The sequence below is a fragment of the Phycisphaerales bacterium genome (assembly GCA_040221175.1).
In the GTDB taxonomy this organism is placed as follows: domain Bacteria; phylum Planctomycetota; class Phycisphaerae; order Phycisphaerales; family UBA1924; genus JAHCJI01.
Window position 1 is genome coordinate 541,376 of sequence record JAVJVK010000004.1, and the last position, 26,564, is coordinate 567,939.

Genomic DNA, 26,564 nt, shown 5'->3' on the forward strand with positions numbered 1-26,564 from the left:
GGCCGCCCGTCACCCGATGGCTAATCTGCACGCCGCCGAACGAAGCAACCGGCAAGGCGTATCGGACCTGACCCGTATCCGCGAAGGAGCGTCGAGCACTTGGAACTCTGGCAAGCCATCGTGCTCGGCATCGTCGAGGGCATCACCGAATACCTGCCGGTGAGCTCCACGGGCCATCTCATCCTCGCCTCGGGCCTCATGGGCCTCAGCGACACCCCCGAGGGCCACCAGGCCGTCAACGCATTCAACATCGTCATCCAGGGCGGCGCCATCCTCGCCGTCCTGGGCCTCTACCGCCAGCGCGTCTGGCAGATGATCAAGGGCCTGCTCGGCAAAGACGCCGACGGCCTCCGCCTGGCGGTTAACATACTCGTCGCTTTCCTTCCAGCCGCGGCGCTGGGGCTGGCCTTCAACGAGTGGATCGAGGCCCACCTCTTCAGCGCCACGGTCGTGCTCGCGATGCTCGCCATCGGCGGCATCTACATGATCGCGCTCGACAAGGCCGTGGTCGCACCGCGCCGCCGCGAAGAGCGCGGCATGACGCTCGACGAACTCCGTCCGTTCCGCGCGTTCATTGTCGGCCTGCTGCAATGCGTGGCCATGGTTCCGGGCACCAGCCGCTCGATGATGACCATAACCGGCGGCGTGCTCGTAGGCCTCAAGCCCAGGGATGCGGCCGAATTCAGCTTCCTCCTGGGCCTGCCAACCCTCGGCGGCGCCTGCGTGCTCACGCTCTTCAAGGACCTGACCCGCGACGACGGCTCGCCCACCATGATCGACGTCATCGGCTGGCCCGCCCTCATCCTGGGCATCGTCGTCTCGACGATCTCAGCCATGCTCGCCGTGAAGTGGCTCGTGGGCTTCCTGAACAAGCACGGCCTGGCGCTCTTCGGTTGGTACCGCATCGTGCTCGCGGGCGTGCTGCTGGCGGCCACCATGGCAGGCCTGGTCTCGTTCATGCCCGAGGCCGCCTAGCCGTTGGTCTATCCGAACACGCTCATCAGCAGCAGCAACAGCACGCCGCCGAAGAAGATCACGTCGACCAGCACGGCCACCGCCAGGCCACTCAGCACGAACGCGAAGAAGCCAAACCAGTCGGGCTTCTTCGCAAGCGCGATGATCGACACCAGCAAGGCAACCGGGCTCAACAAGCCAAACGTCATCAGCCCCGCACACGCGAACAACAACGCGATGCGCCCGGGCGTCGTCGGCACGGCGTCGTACTGCTTCAGCGGTTCACGGGTCGCGGTAGCACGCATGCCCGAATGTTAGAACTCCACCGCCACGTACAGAAGCTCGGGCCGGGAAAGCAGCCGCGGAGCCTCGCTGGGCCGTGTCCGTACCTCGACCAGGCCCGTCGTCTGGACCTCGCCCGAGGCTAGCAGCGGCAGCGCATCGGCCACCGAGCCAAAGCTCGCCCCGATGACCTCCAACTCACCGGCTACCACCGGCGTCAGGTCAACCCGGGCCCCTGCCTGCGGCTGGGCCGCCAGGATGAACGTGCCCCGGGGCCGCAGCATCCCCAGCGCCAGGTCCATGGACGCCTCGCTGCCGACGCAATCCACCACCACCGTCTGATCGCGACGCCGCCCAACCTCGTCGGCGTGGCGATGCCGAACGCCCCACTTCTCGGCGCGTCCAAACGCCTCGGGACGCCAGCCCAGCAGCCGAACCGTGGCGTTCAGCTTGGCGATGGTCTGCACGGCCAGCAACGCCGCAAGGTTGTCCCCCAGCACCGTGACGTACACCTTGCCCTCCATGCGGATCATGCGAGCAGCATGCAAGGCCCTCGAAAGCGGCCCGGCGAGCAACGCCTGATCGTCCGCCAGCCCCTCGGGCACCAGCGTGAGATTCCGCCAAGGGACGGCCACCACCGCCGCCATGCTGCCCGGCACGCCGTCGCTGCCCAGCGTGCCGCCCTCGCGGCAGTGCTGGCTCACGCCCGCTCGGCACATGTCGCACGTGCCGCAGGCAACCGTGGGCGAGCAAACCACCCGAGACTTGAGCAATCGCTCACGCACGCCCGCGGGCGCATCCTCGCCCACCTCGCTCACCACGCCGACGAGATCTCGCCCCAGCACCGAGCCGTCCGGTGCGCCAGCGGCGGCCGATGAAACCGAGGCAGGGACGTCGCCCGCCAGACGCACACGCACGAGCGCCTCGCCCGCGTTGCACGAGGGCGGCGACCAGGAACCGACGACGGGTTGATGCTGGCGGGCGACGATCGCGTCCAAGAAAGGCTCCCGGGGCTACGCAGGGGTCATCGGCCTACCGGGGCGTGCGGGTCAAACCAACCGGCGTCGAACTGGTCTCCGTCGGCGGCAAGGGCATCCAGGGCAGATATTCCCACCAGGCCCGAGACCTTGTGAAGACCGGATAGACGTACGTCTGCTGGTCCGCGAACCACGAGCCATTCTGATCGATCCAACGCTGCCACGCGATGAAATCCAGCCCGAAGTCCTGCCCGGTCAGCAATTCGAGCGATCGCACCACCGCCGCGTGCACCGCCAGGCTCTGCTCGGTATCGGACCGCAGCGAGGTCAGCAGCCCCGTCACCACGTCGCTCTGGGGGTACTGCCCGAGTGCGATCGCCGCCTCCACGCGCACGTTCTGATCGGGCTCGTTCTCCGGATCGATGAGTTCGAGCAGCCGCCCCGTCGCCGAGGGCTCGTGGATCCGCTGCAAGCCGATGGCCGCCGCGCGACGCACCATCGGCTCGGGATCATCCAGAGCACGGGCAAGCAACGCCCCGTCCGCGGCCACGCCATGGATTCCCAACCCACGGGCCGCGGCCGCCCGCACCGCGGCGTATTCGTCCTGCAGGTTGTCCCGGAAGATCGCCAGGATCCGCTCGTCGGGCTCGAGCAACTCCATCGTCAGCCTGACCGTGCCGCGATACCGAGCGTCGGGGTCGTATGGATCCCTGGCCAACTCGGCCGGGTTAACCTGTGTCGTGGCAAAGATCTTGTTGACGATGCTGTCCTCACCAAACTGCACGCCAGTCCCCTGGCAGCCACCCATCAGCAGCAGCAGACCACACATCGCCCCAAGACTCGCCAGACTCCGCGTCATGGCCCATGCTATCGGCCTCGCCGCCGCCGTGTGCGCCACCGCATGCGCCCCCACCCCGATCGCCACGGGCTCGCTGGGCGACCTCCAGTCCCAGTGGTTCTACGTGCCCGGCCCCTACACCACCGTGCGCAGCACCCGCGATGGCGACCAACCGACACGCGTCACTGCCGAGCGTAACGGCCGGTGGACCGTCACTATCGGCGAGCCGCCCACAACGATCGCCGTCGTCAGGCTGCCCGATGGCCGCCCGGCGACCACCAGCATCTCCAACCCGGATCGCAACGAAACCGCCGTTTTTGAGCCCCCCCTGCCCCTCATGCCCGCTGCGGGCCAGACGCCCCCCGCCGTCGAAGAATCCGACGTCGCGCTCTACGAGGGCCTCTCTCCCGCCGCCGACGCACGCCCCAGCCGCACCGGTACCGCCTCACGCACGTTCTTCGCCATCGAGCCAACAACATGGACCATCGATGGCAACACCGTTCCCGCCCAGCGCATGACGCACGTGCTGCTGCTCGACTTCGGCGCAGCCAAGGTGCGACAGCGCTACGAGAGCACCGCCGTCGAGAACCGCGGCGTCGTCCGCGAAACCATGCGCGAACGCATCACCTTCCTCGGCGTTCGCGTCGACGGCCGGGAAGAGCAATTCGAAGTCATCGAGTTCATCGACGAGCGTTGATCGGCACGCGACTCAGAATTGCCCGTCACCCGGCGGGCGAAATCCCACGGGCCGATCGAAGATCTCTCGCATGATCACGGCCTTCTTCAGATCGATGCCCATCGCCATCAGGGGCGTTCCCCGGCGGCGCCCGCCCACCGCAATGGGCGCCTCCACCGGCCTGTCTTCCTGCTGACGTTGCGCCTCGATCACGTCGGTAATAACCGTCGCCTGCACCGGCGCACGCGTTGGCTCGACGGGCCGACCGGCCGGAATAGGCCGCGGACGATCGCGCTGGTCGCCACGGCTCGAAGATCGCTGCGTGGCGCCGCGTGCCGGCTGCGACTGACCCGACTGCTGCGGCCGCGCCTGGGGGCGCTGCGGCCCCTGCTGACGCTGCTGGTGCTGCTCCTGCTGCCGGCGGCGCTGGGCCTCGATGGCCTCGCGGCGCCGCCGCAACTGCTCCTCGAGATCCTGCCGCTTGGTCGACGCACGCTGGCGTTGCTCTTCCTGCCGACGCCGGGCCAATTCCTCCAACCGCTCGCGCTGCGTCTGCTCGGCTTGCTGGCGAGGCCGACCGCTCCTCTCGGATTGCGGCGGCGCCTCGACGCGTCCGGTCCGCAGCGCCTCGAGCTTGGCCTTCTGCCGCGCCTGCTCAGCCTGCTTCTTTTCCTGGGCCTGCTTCAACTGCTGCATCAGCCAACCAAGGCCCGAGATCCCGAACGAGATCGCGATGATGATGATGCCAAAGTTGCTCTGGACCCATTGCCACATGAATCAACCCTAGTCGACAGCCCGCTCCGAAGACGCCATGCGGGGGAGAGCCACCACGCGACCGCCATCCTCGCTGCGGAACCGCTCGAACGCCGCGCCGAACACACCCTCCAGGGCCGAGGGATCTCCCAGCTCCGCCACGCTCATTTCCACGACCGATCCCTCGTCCGAGATCGCAAGCCCCCCATCGGCGACCGACGCCGCCCACGGCAGGTCATGCGCCGCCACCACCACCGCGAGCCCGCGTCCGGCCAACTCCCGCAGCGTCTCGATCAGCCGCCCGGCGTGCCGTGTGTCGAGCGAGCTCGCCGGCTCGTCGGCCAGCAACACCTTCCCCGTAAGGTCACCCGCCCCCAACTGCGCTAGCGCCCGTGCGATCGTCGCACGCTGCTGCTGGCCCACGCTGAGCCTGGGAAGCGCCGCGTCGGCATGCCGCGTGAGGTCCATGGCCTCCATCGCCCACGCCACCGCCTCGCCCGAGCCCCGCCGGCCGGCCGCAAAGGGCCCAAAGCCCACGTACTCTCGCACCGTAAATGCAAACGCCAGGCTCGTTCGCTGCGGCGCCAACGCCAGCCGCTTGGCCCGCTCCGCCTCGCTCCAACGGCCGATCGGCCGGCCTGCCAGTTCCACCGAGCCCCGGCGCGGCGTCAGCACGCCCGCCAGCAGCCGCAGAAGCGTCGATTTGCCCGCGCCGTTCGAGCCCACCAGCGCGACTACGCGCCCGGACCGCAGCGCGAGGTCCACCGGGCCCAGCCCCCGCGTTTGGCCGGCATACTGGTGCGTCAGCCCCGCAACACGCAGGCACGCACCCCCCGATGGATCGGCACTTTCGGTCGCCACGCCCCTACGCTAGTAGCCCTCGGCAGCCCGGGGCGGCATTTTCAAGTTTTGTTCAGCCCGGCAACCACCCACCAAGACGCAAGCTCGGAGACCGGCACAGATGGATCAGAACACCAACGGCAGCTCCCATGGCGCCAAAGGCACCGTCGCCGTCACCGGGGCAACCGGGTTCGTGGGCGGCCACGTCGTCCGCGCCCTGCTCGATCGAGGCTACAAGGTCCGGGCCCTGAGCCACTCGCACAAGGACATCGCCGACCTGCGAGACCGGGATGCCGTCGCCGTCACCGTGGGCGACATCAACGACGCCGACGCCCTGGCCGAACTGCTCCGTGGTTGCACGGCGGCCATCCATCTGGTGGGCATCATCCGCGAGACGAAGAACAAGCGCTTCGACGCCCTCCACGTCGAGGGAACCCGCAGCATCGTCAAGGCCTGCCAGCGGGCCGGGGTTCGCCGATACCTCCACATGTCCGCCCTGGGCGTCGACGACGAGGCGCGCACGCAGTACCAGAAGACCAAGTTCAAGGCCGAGCAGGAAGTCCGAGCCTCCGACCTGGACTGGACCATCTTCCGCCCATCGCTCATCCATGGCCCCGGCGGCGAGTTCACCCAGATGATGGTCCAGTGGAGCCGCGGCGAGATCGCCCCTTGGATCGGCATGCCCTACTTCCGCCGCCCCGAGACCGAGCAACGCGTGCCATTCGGCGGCGTGTCCTACGTCGATCCCGAGGTGCAACCCATCGTTGTCACCGACGTGGCCAACTACTTCGTCGATGCACTCGAGCGCGACGAGACCATCGGTGAGATCTTCAACCTCGTCGGCGCCGAGCGACTCTCCTGGCCCGCCATGCTCGAATACGTCCACGAGCACGTGCCCCACGCCAAGAAGGGCGTCCACCCGCTCTGGGCCCCCGCCGACATCGCCGCCCTCCAGGCAAAGGCCGCCAGCTTCGTCGGCCTGGGCGGGCTCCTGCCCTTCGACGAGGGCATGGCCACCATGGGCGCCCAGGATTCCACCAGCTCCCTGGAGCGCGTGGAGGCCTACTTCGATCGCCAGCCCAAGCCCTTCCGAGATTCGTTCTCGGTCTACGCGGGAAAGCTCTAGCACCCCACAACCCACGTCCGCCAACCCTGGCAAGCTGCGACGGTCGATCCGTGCAGCACGGTTTTGCACGCGCCCCGCGGCGTTGGCCTCACCGCCCGACTGACACCAAGAGCCCGCGTAACGAAAGTTGCTCTCGGCGTCGACCGATGCCACAAAGGAGAGCCGAATGCCCCCAGGAGCCAACGTGGTGTGTGACACGCCCATCTCGCATCTTCGTTCGGCGACCCCCGCCGTCGTCATGACCCTCAACCGAAAGGGCATCACCACCGTCGGCGATCTCCTGGCGGCCTCCTTCGACGAGGTCGCGTATCAGCTCGACAGCTTCGACGACGCCGAAGTCCTGATCGACGAAGCAAAACAGGCAGCCGCGGGCGACCCCGCCGCCACCGCTCCGCCCGCCAACGACCAGACCGAAGACGACCAGGCCGAAGACGCCAAGCCCGACGCCACGCAGGAGGATGACCCCATGGATCAACAGGGCGACAACGACAAGGGCCAGCAGCCAAAGCCCCAGAACAACCCCCAGAACAACCCGAAGCCAACGCCCCCGTCCGCGCCCAAGCCCACCGCCGGCCAGGTCGGCCTGGCCACCGCCATGCAGGCCGTCCTCAGCCTCGACGGCGGCGCCTTCGCATCCATGCAGGCGTCGTCCGCCGCAGCCCAAAGGCTCGCCGCCGCCGCCCTCATCATCCAGCACGGCGGCGGAGAGGACGAAGCCGTCGCCGCCGGCCTCCTGGACACCATCGATCCCAACGCCCCGTGCGTCGATCGCAAGGACGCGTCGGTCCGCTTCGGCGAACCCGCCGTCGACCTGCTCGAACGCGCCGAGCTACTCCTCACCGTCCCCATGAGCCCAAGCGGCAAGCCCTCGAACGTCCACGCCAAGCTCGTGGAAGTCGCCGACGCCTCGGCCCTGCTCGTCGCCACCTGCGGCGCCGTCGCCTCGGCAAGGGCCGTGCTCGCACGCTACCAGAGTTCGGGCGAGGACGCATGGACGCTCTTCAAGGGCGGCCGCGACTTCGCCGTCTGGTACTTCGGCTCGATCTGCAAGGCCCTGGGCCCGGCTCTCAAGAAGTCGGGCAAGGAAAGCCTCAGCCACGAACTCTGGTCGGTGGTCCGGGCCCTCGAGGCCAGCGGCGGCGAAGACCGCAAGGCCGCCTGAAGCTCGATTCATCCGCCGTCCATTCCCAGAGAAACACGCCGCGGGTCGATATGGTTGGGGCCTGACGGGAAGCGACCACGCCTCCCCGGAACCATGCTCCAGGCCAGGAGGGCCCGCCATGTCGACATCTACCGAGGCCGTCCTCAAGTATCGAGAGGCCATCCTCCGCCACGTGGGGCACGACCAGTACGCCCCCTCCACCGTCGAGGTGCTCGCCCAGGACCTGAGGGCCGAAGACCCCCAGCAGTTCCAGTCCGCCGTCGACGCCCTGGTCGACCAGGGACTGCTCTCGATGAGCAACGCCGGCCAGGTCATGCTCCCCAGCTTCGGCGACGCCGACGGCGAGGTCGAGGGAACCTTCAACCGAAACCCCAAGGGCTTCGGCTTCTTCAAGCCCCTCACCCGCGTCCGCGAGGGTGACGTCTTCGTCCCCCCAGACGACACCATGGGCGCCCTCTCGGGAGACCGAGTCAAAGCCAGGATCCGCCGAGACCGCAAGCGCGAATCCTCCGGCCGCGGCGGCTTCGGCCCCCAGTACGTCGCCAGCATCGTCGAGATCCTCGAACGCAAGCGCTCAAGCTACGCCGCCACCATGCAGAAGCGCGGCGCCACCTGGCTGGCCATGCCCGACGGCGACACCTCCATCGGCCCGGTCGTCATCACCGACGCCGATAGCAAATACGTTAACGAGGGCGACAAGGTCATCATCGACCTCACCGAATACCCCGAGGGCCAGGCCCTCGCCGAGGGCGTCATCACACGCGTGCTGGGCGAAGCCGGCCAGCCCGACGTCGAGACCCAGGCCGTCATCGCCGCCTACGGCCTGCCCGCCGACGAATTCCCCGACGCCTGCCTCGACCAGGCGCGCGAATCAACGCGCTACTTCGACGACGCCGTCGCACGCTTCCTGAGCGAAGGCCCCGGCGCCCTGCCCGACCGCCTGGACCTCACCGAAGACTACATCACCACCATCGACCCGCCAGACGCCAAGGACTACGACGACGCCATCAGCGTCAAGCGCACCGAGAACGGCTGGGAACTGGGCATCCACATCGCCGACGTCGCACACTTCATCGCCCCCGGCTCGCCGCTCGACGTCGAGGCCCGCGAGCGCGGCAACAGCGTCTACCTGCCCCGCCACGTCATCCCGATGCTGCCCGAGATCCTGAGCAACGGCATCTGCTCTCTGCAACCGCAAGTCCCGCGCTTCGCCAAGAGCATCTTCATCCACTACGACCTCTCGGGCCGCGTCACCCGCACCGGCGCCGCCCAGACCATCATCAACAGCGCCAAACGCATGACCTACCTCGAAGCCCAGGCCCTCATCGACGGCGACGAAGAAGAAGCCAAGAAGCACGCCCGCACCGAGCCCGAGTACACCCCCAAGCTCAAGAACACCGTCAAGCTCATGGACGAGCTCGCGCGCACCATCCGTGAACGCCGCCGCGCCGCCGGCATGATCCACCTCGACCTGCCCGACGTCGAACTCATCTACGACGACAACGGCCACGTCGTCGACGCCGAGCCCGAAGACGACGCCTTCACCCACACCATCATCGAGATGTTCATGGTCGAGGCCAACGAGGCCGTCGCCCGCCTCTTCGAGCGCATGAACGTCCCGGTCATGCGCCGCGTCCACCCCGCCCCAACCCCCGCGGGCACCGAAGAGGCCCAGAAGGTCGCCAAGGTCGCCGGCTACAGCCTTCCCAAGAACCCAACCCGCGAGCAACTCCAGAGCATCCTCGACGCAACCCGCGGCAAGGCCTCGGGCCGAGCGGTCCACATGGCCGTCCTCCGCACGCTCTCCAAGGCCGAGTACTCACCCGCCCCCATCGGCCACTTCGCGCTCGCCAGCGACGCCTACTCCCACTTCACCAGCCCCATCCGCCGATACGCCGACCTGCTCACCCACCGACTCCTCCAGGACTACCTCGCCCTCACCGCCAACGGCCAGAAGCCCCCCAAGGGCGAGAAGGAAATGAAGCTCCTGGGCCGCAAGCTCAGCGACGCCGAGTCCTTCATCCCCCAGGAAGAACTCGTCACCATCGGGCGACACATCAGTGACACCGAGGCCAACGCCGCCGACGCCGAACGCGAGCTCCGCAGCTTCCTCGTCCTCCAACTCCTGTCGAACAAGGTCGGCGAGGTCTTCGACGGCGTCGTCACCGGCCTCAACACCCGCGGCATCTTCATCCAGATCGACAAGTACCTCGCCGACGGCTTCATCAAGGTCGAGGACCTGCCCGGCGACGTCACCCGCGGCGGCAAGGCGCCCAAGTGGATCACCGTGCGCGACACCGGCGCCCTCGTCGACAAGAACTCCGGACGCAGCTTCAACTTCGGCGACCGCATCCGCGTGCAGATCGGCGCCGTCGACCTGCCCAAGCGTCGCCTCGAGCTCCTCGTCGCCGACGCCGAGAGCCGAGCCGCCGGCAAGGCCGTCACCAAGGGCGTCGAAGGCCTCACCCTCGGCGAAGGCGGCGGCGGACTCGAACACGCCGACGGCGCCGGCTTCAAGAAGATGCCTGGCGGCACCCGACGCAGCCGCAAGAGCAAGGCCCGCGACCGAGGCAAGAAGGACTACCGCCGAGACAAGAAGTGATCAACTCGCCCGCCGGCTCTCCCACGGCCCGGTGATCGCCAGCGTCAGCCCCGCCGTCTGGATGTTCACGAACATCGTCGTGCCATCCGGGCTGAAGCACGCGCCCGCGAACTCGCTGTTGCTCCGCGCATTCCGCCCGATCTTGTAGATCCGCCCCTCCGGCGTCACGCCTACCAGGTACTGCTCGTCCGCCCCATCCTCGCAGATTACAAGATCGCCAAACGGCGCGACCGTAATATTGTCGGCATTGTCGACCAGGCCCGCATCATTGGGCTCGATGAACAATTCCAGCACACCCGGCTGCTTGTCCTCACCGCTCGAGCCCTCGACGGGCGACGGCGTGTACCGCCAGATCTGCCCCTTGTTGATCCGCCCCCCACTCGTGCACGCGAAGTACGCCGACGCCGGCGAGTCGTCGGCAAGCGCCCCCCACCACATGCCCTCGCCGCGAGCGAACCGGGCCGCCCCCTTCGCGAACCCACGCTTCCGCAGGTCGTCCTCGGGGCTCTCGACGTCGTCCATGTCGATCCACCGGACTTCCAGCCGCTCGCCGATCGCGACCTTCTGCCGCTCCCAGTTCCGCGTGTCGAGGCTCAACTGGCCCTTCACGCACAACGCCTGCAAACGCCCGCCGTCGCGCAGCTTACCCGGCGTGTTCGGAACGAACCGATAGATCAAACCGTCGTGCCGATCCTCGGTCTGGTACACGATCCCCGTATCCGGGTGCACGCACACCGCCTCGTGCATGAACCGTCCCATCGCCTTCAACGGCACCGCATCGGCAAGCATGGGCGACGCGCTCACCGGCACCTCAAAGTTGTACCCGTGATCCTTCTCGAAGATCTTCTTCTCGCCGTAACGATCGCTCGCACGCTCTGCCGTCTCCTCGCACGTAATCCACGTCCCCCACGGCGTCGGCCCGCCCGCACAATTCCGGATCGTCCCCGCCAGCGACAGGTACTCCTTCTCCACCGTGCCCGTCCTGGTGTCGTACACGATCGTCGTCGTGCCGCCGTAGCTGTGGTACTCGCCGAACCCCGCGTCATAAAACTTTGCCCGCGGCAGCCGTCCCGCCAGTCGCTGCCCTTCCCCAAACGGGCTGCCGTTCTTCTTGCTCGGGTCCAGCTCATGATTCCGCACGATGATCGTCGTGCCGCCCGGCCCCTCGAACGTCCCCATCGCGTCGGGCAGCCCCGGCACCAGCAGCCCATCGCTCATGGTCTGCCCGATGCAGCTGATGATTTGGTACGCAAACCCTACGGGCAGGTCCAGAATCCCATGCGGATCGGACCGCAATGGCCCGAACCCAAGCCCAATATCCCCGCTCGCCGGCGTCGCCATCGCCCCCCGCGCAAACAGCGACTGCAACCCCCCGAACCCCAGCGTCACCGCGGCGGCGGACTGCAGGAACTGGCGGCGGGAGACTTCAGGCAAGTGCATCGACGCATTCATCCCAAAAAGATACGAGCCCTGCACCGCTTCTGGCCGTATACAGGTGGAAGCACCGACCACATTTAGCGCCCCCTTTGCGCTCCTACGCCCGCAGCCATGCTCACAAAGACCACCGCCCGAACCCGATTCCGCCTGCGAGGCCCACGCCCCCGCTGGTTCGGGCATCCCGGGACCATCGCCCTGATCTCCGCAATGCTCATCGCCGACTACGCCTCGATTCCCGGCGGTTACTGGCGCGGCGGGTCAACCATCAAGACGACTATCGAGCACCTCAGCGGCAAGTGGTTCGGCGTTATGGTGTCACCTCGCTTCTTCCCAGGCATGTACATGCAAAGCGGTAACGAGATCGAGCTCATCTGGGAGACCGTTACGCCCATCCCCGGACAATTGACGTATGGCGACTTAAATCAGCCAGGTGGTCGTATCGACCAATCATGGAACTATCTCGGGCGCCCGGCCTGGCGAAGAAATGAACTCCGCGGCCTCTATCACATCACGCACAAACAAACGTCTCACTCATTCGATCCAAGATTGACGCCCGACCAGACCTCCCGCATGATGGCGATCTTCATCGAGCGATCCCAGTCGATCCCCCACACCCACGACCTTGCGGCGTTTTCTTCTGAGTTCGCAGAGATCCGGAGCTTGTACGCCCAAGGCAAAACCTCCGAACGCATCCCCATCCCCATCGGCTACTACCGCAACGCCATCACCCTCTCCCTGCTGGCCACGCTCATCCTCGCCTTCGCCCACGGCCGCACCGACCTCTGGCTCAAAGCCTGGAAAGACCGCCTCCTCAAACGCTACCCGCCCGGCCACTGCTCCCACTGCGGCTACGACGCCCGAGGCCTCGAGACCTGCCCCGAATGTGGCGCAGACCTCGCCACCTAAGCAACCATCGCCGTCGTCGCCACGTTCTCCCGCGGCACGCTCCCATCCTCGAAACCCGTCAAATTCGCGATCGTCGTCTCGGCGATGTTCGCCAGCGCCTCGCGCGTGAAGAAGCCCTGGTGGCCGGTGACCAACACGTTCGGAAACGTCAGCAGCCGGGCGAACACCTCATCGTCCAGGATCTCGCTCGACAGATCCTTGAAGAACAGGTCCCCCTCCTCCTCGTACACGTCGATGCCCAGCGACCCGAGCCGGCGTGACTTCATCGCACCGATCACCGCGCGCGTATCCACCACCGCCCCACGGCTCGTGTTGATCAGCATCGCTCCGTCCTTCATCTTTCCGAGTGCTTCCGCGTCGATCAGGTGCCGCGTCTTCGGCGTCAGCGGACAATGCAGCGTCACGATGTCGCTCTCGCGCAGCAGCCGGTCCATATCAACGAACTCCACGCCCAGCGACCGCCCCTCCTCGCTCGGCTGTACGTCGTACGCCAGCACGCGGCAGCCAAAACCAAGCAATATGCGACACGCCGCCAGCCCGATCCGCCCGGCCCCGACGACCCCGACCGTCTTGCCCTTCATGTCAAAGCCCATCAGCCCCTCGAGCGCAAAGTTCCGCTCGCGCACGCGGTTGTACGCACGATGGATCTTGCGATTCAGGCACAGCATCAGCCCCACCGCGTGCTCGGCCACCGCCTCGGGCGAATACGCCGGCACCCGGGCCACCGCGATCCCAAGCCGCTCGGCCGCCTCCAGATCCACTTGGTTAAAACCCGCCGCCCGCAACGCGACGAGCCCAACGCCGCAGGCCTTCAACTTCTCCAGCACGGCCGCCGACGCATCGTCCTGGCTGAAGATGACCACGGCGTCGAATCCGCCCGCAAGGTCGGCCGTCACTTCCCCCAGCGACGCCTCCACGTACTCCATCTCGTGTCGCCCCCCGTTTGCTTCCTCCAGCGCCTGCCGATCGAACGCCCGCGTGCTGTACACCAGTGCCCTCATGCCAAATCCAACGCCGTCCACACCCATCCGGCAAGCATCCACCCAACTCCAACAAGAAACCCGCGACCAACCGGCCGCGGGTTTCAGGATCTGATCCGAAGTGCAGAGCCTTAGGAGATGCCGCTCTCGATGCCAAGCGGCACGCCCAGGGTGCCGAACGAGCCGTCGAAGAAGCTGTCCGTCCGGCCCTGGTAGGCCACGATGCCCGTCGAGCTCTTCACCGTGAAGCCGTAGAACACGCCCGTGCCCCCGGCATCACTGGCCGCATCGAAGCGCGACTGGCTGATGAAGTTCCGCAGGTTGAACTCGCTCACCCGCGACGCCCCCGCCACCCGGCGGAACGTCTCCGTGCTGCCATCGGTGAATCGGAACGTGATCTCCAGCAGCGTGTCGCTCAGGCCCGGGTTGTACACCCGCAGGTACTCACGCACCTGACCGCCCTGCAGCGGCGCGAAGCCCTCGCTGAAGCCCCACAGGCTGTGCGCGTTGTTGGCCGTCGAGCTCGACAACGCCTCGCCAAGCCCACGCGTGCTGCTCGAGACCACCACGGCCTGGCTGCTCTCGTAGAACACGCCATAGGGCGTGCCGGTCGGGAACAGCGCGATGTCCGCAACGTTCACCAAACTCACCCGGCCCGCCGCCACGTTCACCGTCTGCCGGATGGCGCCGCCATCCTGGAAGATGAACTGCAGCGTCACCGTCGCAGCCGACGACGACGGGTTGAACACGCTGATCGTCTCGCTCTCGCTCGACTGGCCGATCTGGCCCTCGGCAATGGCGCCCTGCGTCGCACCCAGGTTCGCCTCGCCCAGCTTCGCCGAACCCGCCCCGTTGCCGAAGCTGCTCGACGCCGCCACGATCGGCTCGGTCGCCACGATCGACACGCCGTAGTCGCCCGGCGTGATCCGACCGGCCAGCTGGCCGTTGGCAAGCTCGTTATTGAAGTTCCAACCGCCGCGGCGGTAGCCATCCAGCGTGTACACCAGTTCCGTGGCCTGTCCGCCCTGCCCGCTCAGCGGGAACAGGAACAGGCTCACCTTCGTCGTGTTGCCCGTGGTGTTCAGGAACGTCACGAAGTCGCTGCTGCCCTGTCCGATCGAGACGCTGCCGAAGCTCCACGTCTCGCTGGCGACACCGCTGAACGCCTCACCCGTCGACGAACCAAAATCGAAGTGGCTCATGGTCGCCGCAACCGGCACCGACGAGCGAACCTCCAGCGCGTAGGGCGTGTCCTTGTACACGCCGTCGGCCATGCCCGTCACCGGATTGAACACGTTCGTGTCGCTGCCCATCGCGTACAGCTCGGGCGTCGTCACGGTCAGGGCGTCGGGACTGCGCGTGTTGGCGCCCACCATGCCGTCGAAGATCACCTGGTCCCGCAGCGGAATGCTCGGGTCCTCGTACCGCACGATCACCACCACGCGGGCGTCGGTATTCGTGAAGTTCGTCAGCGGTACGAACGTGCTCGCGCGATCGTTGGCGAATCCCTCGGGGTAGTACTGGCGATACGCCAGGCCCGCCAGACCCTCGCTGTCGTCCGCCGGCGAGGTCGGGTCGTACGTCAGCAGCCCGGTGTCCATCCGCATGCCGTCCGCACGCGTGTTGGTCGCCGTCGCCTGCAGGCCGTTGTCGCCCGCGATGCCTTCCTGGCCCTGCTCGCTCAGGAAGATGAAGTATCGCATCGTCGTGGTCTGGCCCGGGTCCACGTCGCCGATGTCATAGTTCAACGCCATCGTCAGATCGGCCGACAGCCCGTCGGGGTCGGCCACCATCCGATCCAGCACGCTCTGCGGATTGCGCACGTCCGCCGACAGCGAAGCAAAGAATGCGTTCGCCCTCGCATCGGCCGGGTCGGCCGCCAGGGCGATCGCCAGACCGTTGCTGCCCGTAGCCACCGCCATCGGCTGCCCATCGATCACATCGTTGATCGTGAACAGGCTGCCCGTCGTGCTCAAGTTCTGATCGGGGTTGAAGCCCTCGGTCCACAGCACGTCGCTGATGCGGCGCTCGGTCGTGTTCGTGAGCGACACGTCGATGGCGATGAAGTTGTCGCCCGCGCCGTAGCTGATCGCACGGTTCACCAGGAAGCCGTTGGTCACGCCGCTCACCGCAACGCGGTTCACCGTCGGCGTCGACTGGCTGGTCACGTTGAACGGCACGTCCTGGCTGCTGCCCGCGCCATCGTTCACGAACGCGCCGGTATCGGTGCCAAGGCCGAAGAACGCCGGCCGTCCTTCGTTCAATCCGGCCAGGAACTCGGCTCCTCCAAACATGATGCCCAGCCCGTCCAGGCCCCACGCGCCGCTGGCCGACACGCCCGCCGACAGGCGATCACCCGACAGCGAAACGCCCGGGTCGCTCACGCCCGAGTTCAGCTGAACCTCCAGCGAGTATGCGCCCACTGACTGGCCGTCCGCGCCCGAGCCGACCACCGTCGGGTCGTACACGCCCGGCGCCACCGCACGCGACGAGTCGCTGATGCCCACGTAGTACGTGCCGCCGTCGACGAACACGAAGCCCTCGATCGCCGCGTCCAGCTCGCCGGCCGGGTTCGACGACTGCAGCTCATTGCCCGAGGCGTCGAACAGGCGAATCGCCAGGTCCGCCACGCCCGAAGAGGTCGCCTCGACCGAGAACGTGCTGCCCGCGGCCGCCTCGAACTGATACAGGTCAACGTCACGAACCCCAAAGCCGCCGTCACCCAGGAACGCGTTGATGTTCACCGTGCCCTGCGAAGGCTCGATCAAGCGCGCCGTCGTCAGCGTGTCGTTCAACTCAAACGGACCGAAGATGTCGTTCTCAAGCACGAAGTCCAGCGTCCAGCCCAGCAGGCTGCCCACGTCGTTGCCCTTCGTGTCGCGAACCACGAGTTGCCACACGCCCTGCGCCGACGCGCCGTCGAACACGTCCAGCGAGCCCTGAGGACGCCACGAGCCGGTGAACGGCGCATCCGCCGCCGTCGCGCTCAAGATGCTCCGCGTCGCATCACTGTCGAACACCGCGCCAAGCACGTTGTCCGCATCGGCGCCAATGCCGCCAAACAGCCGCACCTGCTGACCCTGCGGGCCAACCAGATCCACCGTCAGGTCGCTCACGAAGCTGTGGTTGATGTCCAGCGTCACGTTAACATCGCGCACCTCGCGAGAATCGCTCACGAGAATCGAATCCACCAGCACGCTCTGATCCGGCACCGTCAGGCCCGGTGCGTCGTAGCTGTTCCCCCGGCTCACGTCTGCGTCGCCGATGAGCGCCACGTCAAGCCGCAGGTCATAGTTGCCGCGAGACTGCGTCTGACCGCTCGCCGGCACCAGCGGCAGATACGACTCATTGCCGAAGCCGCTCACGCCCACGTAGTACACGCCCGCGCTGGGCACGAAGTAATCGATGAACGGGTCGTTGCCGAAGAACTGGTCGTTGATCGCCAGTTCCTGGCCCGCCGCGTCGAACAATCGCAACACGCCGTCCAGCGTGCTGGGCGTGGGAAGCTGCTGCGCCAGCACGCGGGCCGAGATCAGGCCGCCACGCGGAAGATCCAGGCGATACAGGTCCACGTCCAGCCCACCGAAGACGCCATCGCCAATCGTCCGGCCGGCAAACGTGACCGTGCCGTCACCACCGCCGGGAATGATCGCCGGCGTCGCCGTCGCCAGGCGGTCGTTCGGCTCGCCGATGCCCGGGGCCAGGATCAACTCGAACTCGTAGATCTCGTCCTCACCGCTCGTCGAATCGCCGTTGAGGAAATTGCCCTCGTCGTCACGAATCGCCGTGTTGTCGATCGTCAGCCGGTAGTCGTCGATCGCGCTGAGCGAGCCAACGGGCGTCAGCGTCAGCACCGTCCGCGAGGCGTCCAGCGTCGCGGTCGACAGGTTCACCGTCACCTCGTTGCCGTCGAAGAAGCTCCCATCCCCTCCAGCCCGGATCAGCGAGATCCGGCTCAGGATGTCGGCCGGCAACGATTGCACCGGCTCGCTGAACGACACCTGCACCTGGTTCACCGGCGAACCGGCGATCTGCCCAGGGCTCACCTGCAGCACCAGCGGGCCATCAGTCGTGATGATCTGCAACGCCCGGGCCGCGTTCACGCGACCATCGGCCACCACGCGGTCCTGCAACGCCGGAATCGGATCCGACGAGTCAATCAGGGCCTGGGCCACCTGCTCGGGCGTCAGATCAGGCCGCACCGTCTTCATCAGGCCGACGATGCCCGCCACGATCGGACCCGAGAAGCTCGTGCCGTCGATGTACGTGTACTGGCCGTTCACCGCCGTGGTCAGGATCGCCTCGCCCGGCGCCGCCACGTCCACCGTGGTCTCGCCGAAGTTCGAGAAGCCCGCCAACTCGTCGCGGTTGTTCGTCGCCGCCACCGACACGATGCCCGGCAGGTTGTACGCCGCCGGATACGCCGTGAACGAGTCGTCGTTGTCGTTGCTGTCGTTGCCGGCCGAAGCCACGAACGTCGCGCCCGCCGCGATGAAGTCCTCGATCGCCTGACGCTCGAAGTCAAACTCCTCGAACTCCTCGAAGAAGGTCGGCGCGAACGCGCCGTAGCTGTTGTTGCTCGCCACGATGTTCGTGCCGCTGTTGATCAGCCCGGTCAGGTACTGGTGGGCCGCGATGATCGCGCCACCCACCAGGGCGCCCTGCTCGTTGGCGATCTTGATCGGCAGGATCGAGACGTCCCAGTTCACGCCCGCGATGCCGATGCCGTTGTTGCCGACCGCACCGATCGTGCCGGCCACCGCCGTGCCGTGACCGCCACCAACCGCCGTGTCGTCCGGGTCGTTGTCGCCGCCGAACTGGCCCGTGCCGCCCGGGCCAAAGGTCGCCGTGCCGAAGTCCCAGCCACGAACGTCGTCGATGTACCCGTTTCCGTCGTCGTCGATGCCGTTACCCGGAATCTCGCCCGCGTTCGACCAGATGTTGTCCGCAAGGTCCTCGTGGTACCACTCCACACCCGTATCAACCACCGCGATCACCACGCCGCTCGAACCGGTCGTGACCTCCCACGCTTCCTCGAGCTTGATGTCCGCGCCCGGCGTGCCCTGCGGCTGGCCCGGGATGGGTTGCCCCTCGTTGTCGATCCACCACGCGCCGTCGTTCAGCGGGTCGTTGGCCACGCGCTGGGGCGCATACGCAACGTTTGGCTCAACGTTGATCAGGTTGCCCATCCGCCCCCGGATCCACTCGATCGCCACCTCGTTCAGCGGATCAGGCGTCAGGAACTCGACGAACCGCGTACCGCGGTGCATGTACCCGTCGATCGCGATCCCAAGCTCGTTCACCAGCTTGCTGAACTCGGCAGTCAGCGTTTCCTTATTGACAGAGCGATCGAACGTCGCGATCCACGAATCCTCGATCGCCGCAACCTCGCCGCCCTTCCACGGACGAATCTCCACCCCATCGGGAAGCTCCACCGTCGAAGACAGCAGCACGCGAGGCTCCAACGCCTCCACGATGGTCGGAACGTCCCCACGACGAGGCGTGGCGGCGCCAGCCAGGCGAAACAGGTCGGTCAGGCGACGGCGAACGGATGGGCTCGTGGGCATCGGAATCTCCAACGGCGACGCTCTATAGCGTGACGGCATCTCGATAGGGACGCTTCGGGGCTACTGGCCCCAGCCAAGGCTCGGCCGGGACGCGCGGGTGGGTCGGTGGGCACGGTCGGCTGCGACACCGAACCATGGTGTGCGGCCCGAGGGACTCATGCCCAAGGGCCGCTCGGAGCGCTCCGCCGGACGGGGCTGCCCGGCCAGAGTCCGCGATGGCGTCCTCGCCAACCGCCGCTCCCACACAAGCATACGACCGACCGGGTCGCACTGTTGCTCAATCCGCCGCTAGTGTAGCCGCATCCGCCAACCCAGCAGCCGCCCCCCTCACCCCAGGGCCACCCCCGCCAACTCCAGCAACATCGAAGCCTGGCGCTCGCTCGCGCCCCGCTGCTCAGCCACGCATTGCAGCGCCGCCGCCGACATCGAATCCCGCACGCCCCCATCCCCGAACAAATCCTCAATCACCCCGCGCAGCCCCGCCGCGTCCACCACCCGCAAGGCGCCAGCCGCGCCCAGGACGCCCACCACCGTCGCAAAATTGGCATGGGCAGGCCCCGTCACCACCGGCCGCCCAAGCGCCGCAGGCTCCATCGGGTCGCTCCCCTGCACCGGCCCATCCACAGGCCCGAAGCTCCGCCCCACCACCACCACGTCCGCCAGCTCGTACGCCGCCCCGAGCTCACCCAGCGTGTCCAGCAGGAATCGATCTCCCCCACTCGCAACACCCGCCGAACGCCGAACGCACCCCGGCAACGCCGCCGCCGCCTCGTCGAAACGCTCGGGCTTCCGCGGCGCGCACACCAGCTGCACCCCGTCCGGACATGCCGCATCCAGCAGCGCCTCCTCCCCGGGACCCGTACTACCGGCCACCAGCACCGGCCGACTCCGATCAATCCCCATCGCCGCCGCCAGCCCCGCCGCCCGATCAGACACGTCGCCGGGGTACGGATCCGGTGCCGAATCCCACTTCAAGCTGCCCGTCACCCGCACCCGCTCCGCCGGCACGCCCATCGCAACGAACCGGCGTGCATACGTCTCGTCCTGGGCCCCCACCGCGGCCAGAGATCCGAACGCACCCTTCAGCACCGGCCGCAGCTTGCGATACCCAGAAAACGAACGCTCGCTGATCCGTCCATTGATCACCGCCACAGGCACGCCCCGCTTCCGACACGCCGCCACGAAGTTCGGCCACAACTCCAGCTCCGCCAGCCCAACCACGTCCGGCCGCACCGCGTCCAGAAATCGCCGCACCGCAAACGTCGCGTCCAGCGGATACCGCCGCACGTCGCACGTGGCCCCATACAACTCCCGCGCCCGCGCCAGCCCCGTATCCGTCGTCGCCGTCACGATCACACGCGCCCGTGGCGTCAGCAGCGGCACCAACGCCCGCACCGCGTTGGTTTCCCCGACCGACACCGTGTGCAGCATCACCCGAGGCCGGCCATCCTCGTCCTTGCCCGGCAGCGGCTCGATCCGCCCGAAACGCTCACCCCAGCCCCCGCGCGCCTTGCGGGCCCACCACGGCGCCGTCGCCGCCGCCACACCCAGGTACACCGCGTTGGTCACCGCCCCGATCACGCCCCAGAGTAGCCGACAACCCCCAATCACCCCTGCGCGTCTCGCCAGCCGATCACGCTCTCTCCAACATGCCGGCGCCGAGGAGGCACGCCCGCCGGCACACCTAGGGATACCCTGCGAAGGGAAACCGCCAGATCCGACGGGAATCAGGAACATCGTGAAGGAGTCCGAGATGCACAAGAACGCCCGCACAATCCTGCTCGCGGCCACCCTCGCCGCCGGCATGCTTGCCATGGCCACCACCTCCGGCTGCACCGCCGCCGCCCGGGGCCTGGGCAAGATGACCGCAAACAAGTACGCCAGCGCCCAGTCGGGCACCGTCTGGGTCGTCCCCCCGCCCCAGCTCGAGCCCCCCGCTCCCGAAGACAAGACCGTCTACATCTCCTACCAGAACATCTCCGACGCCGACGTCGACCTCACCCAACTCCTCCGGGACGCCGCATCTGCCCAGGGCTGGCAGCTCGTCTCCAACCCCCAGGAAGCAACCTACCGCCTCCGCGCTCGTACCCGCTTCTTCGGCGAGGTCGAACCCGAGTCCGGCGGCGCCAGCGCCGCACGCGCCATGGGCTGGATCAGCGGCGCCGCCGTCGGCGTGGGCACCTATGCCCTCGTCGAAAGCGCAACCGACAGCTGGGCCGCGGGCGCCGCAACCGGCGCAGCCGCGGGCGGCCTCGTTGGCCTGGGCATGACCAACGCGTCCAAGGTCCGCGAGTGGGCCCTCATCACCGACTTCGTCCTCGAGGAGTACAGCCCCGATCCCATCGAGTTCGAGCTCCTCGCCGACAGCGATTCCTCCAGCACCACCACCGCCGGCGTCGGGTCAGGCCGGGCCGCCGACGGCGGCGCCACCAGCCAGCGCACCGGCACCAGCGCCACCATGACGCGCACCAGCAACTACTTCCCCCACGGCGTCCGCCTCAGCGCATGGGCCAACCAGATGAACATGAAGGAAGGCGAGGCCATGCCCCTCATCCGCGAGCGCCTCGAGAACGTCGTCAAGCAGATGCTGCCACAGTAATCCCGGCGCGACCACACCAAACACTCGCTGAGAAACACTTCACGATCCACCGGGCCCGGCAGGCACACCCTGACGGGCCCTTGTCTTGCGCCCGCGCACCCATAGCCTGCTCCCATGACCGCAAAACCCCCACGCAACATCGGCGTCCTGCATCCCGGCGCCATGGGCGCCGCCGTCGCGCACGCACTGGCATCCAACAACCACGGCGTGGGCTGGTGCGCCAAGGGCCGAAGCAAGGCAACCACCCTGCGCGCCTCAGGCCTCCGCGAGTTCGGCTCGCTGCTCGACCTCTGCCTCTGGGCCGACACCATCATCAGCATCGTCCCGCCCCACGCCGCCATCGCCACCGCACGAGACGTCGCAGCCGTCGGCTTCCAGGGGCTTTACGTCGATGCAAACGCCATCAGCCCCGCCACCGCCGCCACCGTGAAGGCCACCGTCGAGCAATCCGGCGCAACCTACGTCGACGGCGGCATCATCGGACCACCACCGGCCAAGGGCCAGACCAGCCGGCTCTACCTGTCAGGCAAGAAGGCCGCCGACGTCGCCCCACTCTTCGAAGGCTCCTCCTTCGAAGCGCCCGTGCTGCCAGGTCCGGGAGACTTCACCGCAAGCGCCCTCAAGATGGTCTACGCAGCATGGACAAAAGGCAGCGCCGCCATGCTCATGGCCACCGCCCAGGCAGCCGAAGGCCTTGGCGTGCTCGAAGCCCTCCAATCCGAATGGGAGCACTCCGCCCCGGAAATCGCCAGGCGATACGAACGCACCAGCGACGCCGTCGGCCCCAAGGCCTGGCGTTACGTCGGAGAAATGCTCGAAATCGCCTCCACGCTCGAGGCCACCGGCCAGCCCGCCGGCTTCCATCACGCCGCCGCCAGGGTCTACGAGCGCATCGCCGAAACGCACCCGCGCGAGACCGACAACGCAAGCGCCTGACTCACGCCACCAGCGACGGATTCTCCTCGCACAGCGTCGTCGTGCCATCCTCCGAGAAGCTCACCGCGACGAATCCCGGCAATCCGAAACGCCCGAACCGGTGCGCGGTCACCCGATACAGCACGCGCTTCGTGTTCGGCGGCAGGCTTGCATCCCGAATGAACGGCATGCCCATGTCGCACAGATACTCCCACCGACCCTTCCCGATCCGGCGGTGCACCACGTAGTGAATCGGCAGCTTGCCCGAACGCTTCGCCGCTTCCTGGTCGTGCTCGTCACGCTCGGGAAAGCACACGAACCCGATCTGCAACTGACCGTTCTGCCACATCTGCACGCCAAACCGCCGCGGCGTCGGAACCGGCTCGCCGTCATCCTCCACCACAGGCTCGGGCCGCTCCCACTCGCCAAGCGGACACTCCAGCACCGTCTCCAACTCGGCCTCGAGCTTCCGCATGCCCTGCATCATCACCCGATACTGCGTGTGCGGGTCCAGCGTGGCCGGGTCGGCCTCCATCAAGTCCTCGCTCACCGGCTCGGGCCCCTCCGGCCCGCCATCCAGTTCCGCGATCATCGACTCGAGTTCGCACAGGATCTCGGCCAGGTCATACAGCTTCTCGGGGTCGTCTTCCATCCCCCCCAGCGCATCCTCCATGTCGTCCAGCTTCTCGACTAGCCAGTCCATGATCCGCACATACCCCGGCGTCGCCTCGGGCAACGAATCCAACGCCAGCCGAATCTCGCCCCGCTCGCCGTTAAGTCCAGGATTCTCGGTCGTTCCAGCCATGCCAAGCTCCGATAGTGCCGTTAATCCCAGCGGCTTCCACCGCCTGCACCACCTGTATCGGCAAGCCCCCCACCCAACTCCAATTCGATCTCAACCCTTTAGCACCCGATTCGGGCACGATTGAACGCCGCCCGAGGCTCCAACGAATTCCTCCTCCGCGACCTCCGCGCTCGAAAAACTCGCACCCACCACCACCGAAGCGCGCAACCTGCCGGCGCTCCACGAGAAACGGCTTGACGCCGCAAGCCGTTGCCATAACTTCAGATCATGCTCGACGAGAATCTCAATCCGATCCGCACGCCAATCCACGAACGAAATAAACAGCGCTCACGCCTCGACGCCCCAGCCGGTCCAGGCCTCGTACCGGGCCTGAAGGTCGGCTGCTACCTCCCCGGGACCCTGCTCACGCCCATACTCAATCGGGGGCATCACGCGAATCCGGGGCCGGCTGGTTCGCGCCAGGGCGCCCCACGCCGTCGGCGCCATCGCCGCGTCCTCGATCACGATCGGCAGCACGCGAGCCCCGCTCCGGCGGATCAACAAACCGACCCCGGCCTGGAACGGCCGCAAGGTCTGAGGCTTCCGCTCGATCCCACCCTCGGGGAACAACCCCAGCACCCCGCCGATCGAAAGGTGCCGCAGCGCCTCCCGCACCCCCGCCGGGTCGCTGTTGGCCCGATCCACGAAGATGATCCGGCCAAACCGCCACAGCCACTCCCCCGCCGGGTGCCGCATGTCGGCGGCCATCATCCACCTGGGCTCGAACGGCAGCACCGACTGGACCAGCAGCGGATCGACCCCCGACGCGTGGTTGGCCACCACGATCAAGGGGCCCACGCCCTCCAGCCCCCCGCCGGGGATGAACTCGGGGATATTCTCCCGCCCCTCCAGCCGCGGCGGATGCCGCAGCCGCACGTACCCGCGGATCACGTGGTACGCCAGGTTCCCCAGCACGTCATCGCCGCGCGGCCCGCCCAGCAGCCGGCCGGCCGCCATGGCCACGCCAAGCCACAACACGAGCGCCAGGATGAGCCAGAAAAGCCAGGGGGGCATGAGGGCAACAGGTTAGCACCCATTAGGTTCAGTTGCGAGCCAGAGCTACCGCTTCGGCGCCGAGATCGTCAGCCCGGTGCGCTTCTTCGGGCGCTTGGCCGGCCGCACCGCGCGCACCATCACCGCGATGGCCCCTGCCGCCGCCAGCGTCACCACCCAGAACTGCCAGTCACCCCACGGCACGGCTCAGCCCACCAATCAGCCTATCGCGCTCGCCACGCCGTACACGATCGCCGCGGCAACGTAGGCAACCCCCGTCATCCACCCCGCCTGGAGCGCGGCCCACTTCCACCCGCCGGCCTCCTTGGCCGTGACAACCAAGGTCGGCAGGCACTGGATCGCCAGCACGAAGAACACCAGCATCGCCCAACTGGTCGCCGGCGTAAACACTCGACTGCCATCATCGCGCTGCGCCGTGGCCAGCTGCTCGCGGATGCCCTCGTCCTCGGCGTCCTCGGTGCCGGCGATCTGAACCGCCATCGTGCTCACGAACACCTCGCGCGCAGCAAAGCTGGCCAGGATGCCGACGGTCAACTGCCGATCGGCGCCGATCGGCGCGAACACCGGCTGCACGGCGTCGCCGATGCGCCCCAGGAAGCTCACCTCGGCGGCGCGCTGCGCATCGTCGGGGTCGGCCGGTTTGGGATAGGCCGAGAGCCACCACAGGATCACCGAGATCGCCAGGATTACCGTGCCGGCCTTTCGCACGAACAGCCAGCCGCGCGCGGCGGCGGTCTTCGTCGCGCTAACCAAGCTCGGCCACTGGTACCGCGGCAATTCGAGCGCCATGGCCGGACTCTTGCCCCTCAGGATGGTCCGCCTCGCGAGGATGGCGGTGAACAGGCCGGCCAGCGCGCCCAGCACGTAGCAGCCCGTAAACGCCACGGCCTGCAGCATCGTGCTCTCGGGGAACAAAATCTGCGTCAGCAGCACGTACACGGGGATGCGAGCCGAGCAGCTCATGAAGGGGATGGCCAGGATGGTCGCCACGCGCTGGCGGAAGTCGGGAATCGCGCGCGCAGACATGATCGCCGGGATCGCGCACGCGTGCCCGCTCAAGAGCGGCACGAAGGCGTGGCCCGGCAGGCCAAATGGTTTGAGCAACCGGTCGATGACAAAGGCCGCCCGCGCGAGGTAGCCGGTCTGTTCCAGCAGCGCGATCAGGAAGAACAGCAGCACGATCTGCGGCAGGAACACCAGCGTGCCGCCGACACCCGCGATCACGCCGTCGGCCAGCAGGTCGCGGATCGCGCCGGCGGGCAACGTGCTGCTCACCACGCCCGCCAGCCAGCCGAAGCCAGCTTCGATCGCGTCCATTGGGATCGTCGCCAAACTGAAGATCGCCCAGAACAGGCCGGTCATGATGGCGGCGAAGGTGGCCACGCCCAGGATCGGATGGGTGAAAGCCAGGTCGAGCCGGTCGGTGACGGCGTCGTGTTTGCGCACATCGGCGGTGCAGGCCTTCGTGTAGACCACGTCGGCCCACGTGTCGATATCGCTGGGGCTGAGCGGGCCGGCGGCAACCCTTGCGCGCGCCAGTGCGGGCAGCACGTCGGCCACGCCCTTGCCGGTCTTGCCCGAGGCGATGACAACCGGGCAGCCGAGCGCCGCCTCGAACTTCTCGGCGTCGATCTTGATGCCCTGGCGCGCGGCGGCGTCGGTCATGGTGACGACGACGATGGTTGGTAAGCCGAGCGCGATGACCTCGCCGGCCAGGCGCAGGTTGCGCGGCACGTTGGTGGCGTCGACGACGATGGCGACGGCGTCGGGCTGGCCGTCTGGGAAGCCCTTGATGGACTGGTCGCCCGTCAGCACGCCCTTGGCGATGCGTGACTCGTTGGTGTTGAGTGTGAGGCCGTAGGCACCGGGCAGGTCGGCGAGCATGACGGGGCCGCCCGGTGTTTGCACCTGCGCCAGGTGGGCTTCTTGTGTTGTGCCGGGGAAGTTGGCGGTCTTCTGGCGGAGGCCGGCCAGGGCGTTGAAGAGTGTTGATTTGCCGACGTTGGGGTTGCCGACCAGTGCGGCGGTTTGCACCCTGGGGATGGTCACGCCGACGGGGTTGGTAGGGAGCGTGACCGGGGGCATGGCGACC

21 protein-coding genes are annotated in these 26,564 nt (G+C 67.5%); 8 read left to right on the plus strand and 13 right to left on the minus strand.

Features of this window, described 5'->3' with window-relative positions:
• Positions 1–99 precede the first annotated feature (99 nt).
• A complete protein-coding gene (locus tag RIE32_04605; protein MEQ9095523.1) occupies positions 100–975 on the plus strand; it encodes an undecaprenyl-diphosphate phosphatase in 876 nt (291 codons plus the stop codon).
• An 8-nt stretch (positions 976–983) separates the two neighbouring features.
• Here the strand turns inward: RIE32_04605 and RIE32_04610 are convergent, their stop codons facing one another.
• From RIE32_04610 to RIE32_04620, 3 genes are read right to left on the minus strand one after another with little or no spacing between them, the layout of a single operon-like run.
• Positions 984–1,259: a hypothetical protein gene (locus RIE32_04610; protein MEQ9095524.1), complete on the minus strand. Its 276-nt coding sequence runs from the start codon at positions 1,257–1,259 to the stop codon at positions 984–986.
• Positions 1,260–1,268: 9 nt separating this feature from the next.
• A complete protein-coding gene (locus RIE32_04615) occupies positions 1,269–2,234 on the minus strand; it encodes an alcohol dehydrogenase catalytic domain-containing protein (protein MEQ9095525.1) in 966 nt (321 codons plus the stop codon).
• 34 nt (positions 2,235–2,268) lie between these two features.
• Positions 2,269–3,072: a HEAT repeat domain-containing protein gene (locus RIE32_04620; GenBank protein MEQ9095526.1), complete on the minus strand. Its 804-nt coding sequence runs from the start codon at positions 3,070–3,072 to the stop codon at positions 2,269–2,271.
• Between RIE32_04620 and RIE32_04625 the strand changes: the two genes are divergently transcribed.
• Positions 3,071–3,748 (plus strand): hypothetical protein, encoded by a 678-nt coding sequence (locus RIE32_04625; protein MEQ9095527.1) that lies wholly within the window; start codon positions 3,071–3,073, stop codon positions 3,746–3,748. The two genes, RIE32_04620 and RIE32_04625, sit on opposite strands and share 2 nt — an antisense overlap.
• A 12-nt stretch (positions 3,749–3,760) precedes the next feature.
• Here the strand turns inward: RIE32_04625 and RIE32_04630 are convergent, their stop codons facing one another.
• Positions 3,761–4,501 (minus strand): hypothetical protein, encoded by a 741-nt coding sequence (locus RIE32_04630; protein ID MEQ9095528.1) that lies wholly within the window; start codon positions 4,499–4,501, stop codon positions 3,761–3,763.
• Between the two features lie 9 nt (positions 4,502–4,510).
• Positions 4,511–5,341 carry an ATP-binding cassette domain-containing protein gene (locus RIE32_04635; GenBank protein ID MEQ9095529.1) on the minus strand — a complete coding sequence of 277 codons (831 nt, stop codon included), beginning with the start codon at positions 5,339–5,341 and terminating at the stop codon, positions 4,511–4,513.
• Positions 5,342–5,441: 100 nt separating this feature from the next.
• Here RIE32_04635 and RIE32_04640 point away from each other — a divergent pair, with 100 nt between their 5' ends.
• The 3 genes from RIE32_04640 (at position 5,442) to RIE32_04650 (ending at position 10,210) form a co-directional block, all read left to right on the plus strand.
• Positions 5,442–6,446: an NAD(P)H-binding protein gene (locus RIE32_04640; GenBank protein MEQ9095530.1), complete on the plus strand. Its 1,005-nt coding sequence runs from the start codon at positions 5,442–5,444 to the stop codon at positions 6,444–6,446.
• 166 nt (positions 6,447–6,612) lie between these two features.
• Positions 6,613–7,608, plus strand: coding sequence for a hypothetical protein (locus tag RIE32_04645; GenBank protein ID MEQ9095531.1), 996 nt, complete (start codon positions 6,613–6,615; stop codon positions 7,606–7,608).
• Positions 7,609–7,726: 118 nt separating this feature from the next.
• The gene (locus tag RIE32_04650; protein ID MEQ9095532.1) at positions 7,727–10,210 is read left to right on the plus strand and encodes a VacB/RNase II family 3'-5' exoribonuclease; all 2,484 of its coding nucleotides are present in this window, start codon (positions 7,727–7,729) and stop codon (positions 10,208–10,210) included.
• Here the strand turns inward: RIE32_04650 and RIE32_04655 are convergent, their stop codons facing one another.
• Complete coding sequence (locus RIE32_04655) at positions 10,211–11,650, minus strand: DUF839 domain-containing protein (protein ID MEQ9095533.1); 1,440 nt, start codon at positions 11,648–11,650, stop codon at positions 10,211–10,213.
• A 204-nt stretch (positions 11,651–11,854) separates the two neighbouring features.
• On the opposite strand from RIE32_04655, the gene RIE32_04660 reads away from it, so the two are divergent.
• Positions 11,855–12,553 carry a hypothetical protein gene (locus RIE32_04660; GenBank protein MEQ9095534.1) on the plus strand — a complete coding sequence of 233 codons (699 nt, stop codon included), beginning with the start codon at positions 11,855–11,857 and terminating at the stop codon, positions 12,551–12,553.
• Here RIE32_04660 and RIE32_04665 read toward each other — a convergent pair.
• The 3 genes from RIE32_04665 to RIE32_04675 all read right to left on the minus strand — a co-directional run bounded on the left by RIE32_04665 (position 12,550) and on the right by RIE32_04675 (position 20,681).
• Complete coding sequence (locus tag RIE32_04665) at positions 12,550–13,554, minus strand: 2-hydroxyacid dehydrogenase (GenBank protein ID MEQ9095535.1); 1,005 nt, start codon at positions 13,552–13,554, stop codon at positions 12,550–12,552. The two genes, RIE32_04660 and RIE32_04665, sit on opposite strands and share 4 nt — an antisense overlap.
• Before the next feature lie 110 nt (positions 13,555–13,664).
• Positions 13,665–19,100, minus strand: coding sequence for a S8 family serine peptidase (locus tag RIE32_04670; GenBank protein ID MEQ9095536.1), 5,436 nt, complete (start codon positions 19,098–19,100; stop codon positions 13,665–13,667).
• 327 nt (positions 19,101–19,427) lie between these two features.
• Entirely contained in the window at positions 19,428–20,681 is a 1,254-nt protein-coding gene (locus RIE32_04675; GenBank protein MEQ9095537.1) for a glycosyltransferase N-terminal domain-containing protein, read from the minus strand.
• 172 nt (positions 20,682–20,853) lie between these two features.
• Between RIE32_04675 and traT the strand changes: the two genes are divergently transcribed.
• Entirely contained in the window at positions 20,854–21,699 is an 846-nt protein-coding gene (traT, locus tag RIE32_04680; protein ID MEQ9095538.1) for a complement resistance protein TraT, read from the plus strand.
• A 114-nt stretch (positions 21,700–21,813) separates the two neighbouring features.
• Positions 21,814–22,635: a DUF1932 domain-containing protein gene (locus RIE32_04685; protein ID MEQ9095539.1), complete on the plus strand. Its 822-nt coding sequence runs from the start codon at positions 21,814–21,816 to the stop codon at positions 22,633–22,635.
• Between the two features lies 1 nt (position 22,636).
• Here RIE32_04685 and RIE32_04690 read toward each other — a convergent pair whose 3' ends face one another.
• The 4 genes from RIE32_04690 to RIE32_04705 all read right to left on the minus strand — a co-directional run bounded on the left by RIE32_04690 (position 22,637) and on the right by RIE32_04705 (position 26,557).
• A complete protein-coding gene (locus tag RIE32_04690; protein ID MEQ9095540.1) occupies positions 22,637–23,419 on the minus strand; it encodes a hypothetical protein in 783 nt (260 codons plus the stop codon).
• Between the two features lie 327 nt (positions 23,420–23,746).
• Positions 23,747–24,472: a lysophospholipid acyltransferase family protein gene (locus RIE32_04695; protein MEQ9095541.1), complete on the minus strand. Its 726-nt coding sequence runs from the start codon at positions 24,470–24,472 to the stop codon at positions 23,747–23,749.
• 45 nt (positions 24,473–24,517) lie between these two features.
• A complete protein-coding gene (locus RIE32_04700) occupies positions 24,518–24,655 on the minus strand; it encodes a hypothetical protein (protein ID MEQ9095542.1) in 138 nt (45 codons plus the stop codon).
• Between the two features lie 15 nt (positions 24,656–24,670).
• Positions 24,671–26,557 (minus strand): ferrous iron transporter B, encoded by a 1,887-nt coding sequence (locus RIE32_04705; protein ID MEQ9095543.1) that lies wholly within the window; start codon positions 26,555–26,557, stop codon positions 24,671–24,673.
• Positions 26,558–26,564: the final 7 nt, after the last annotated feature.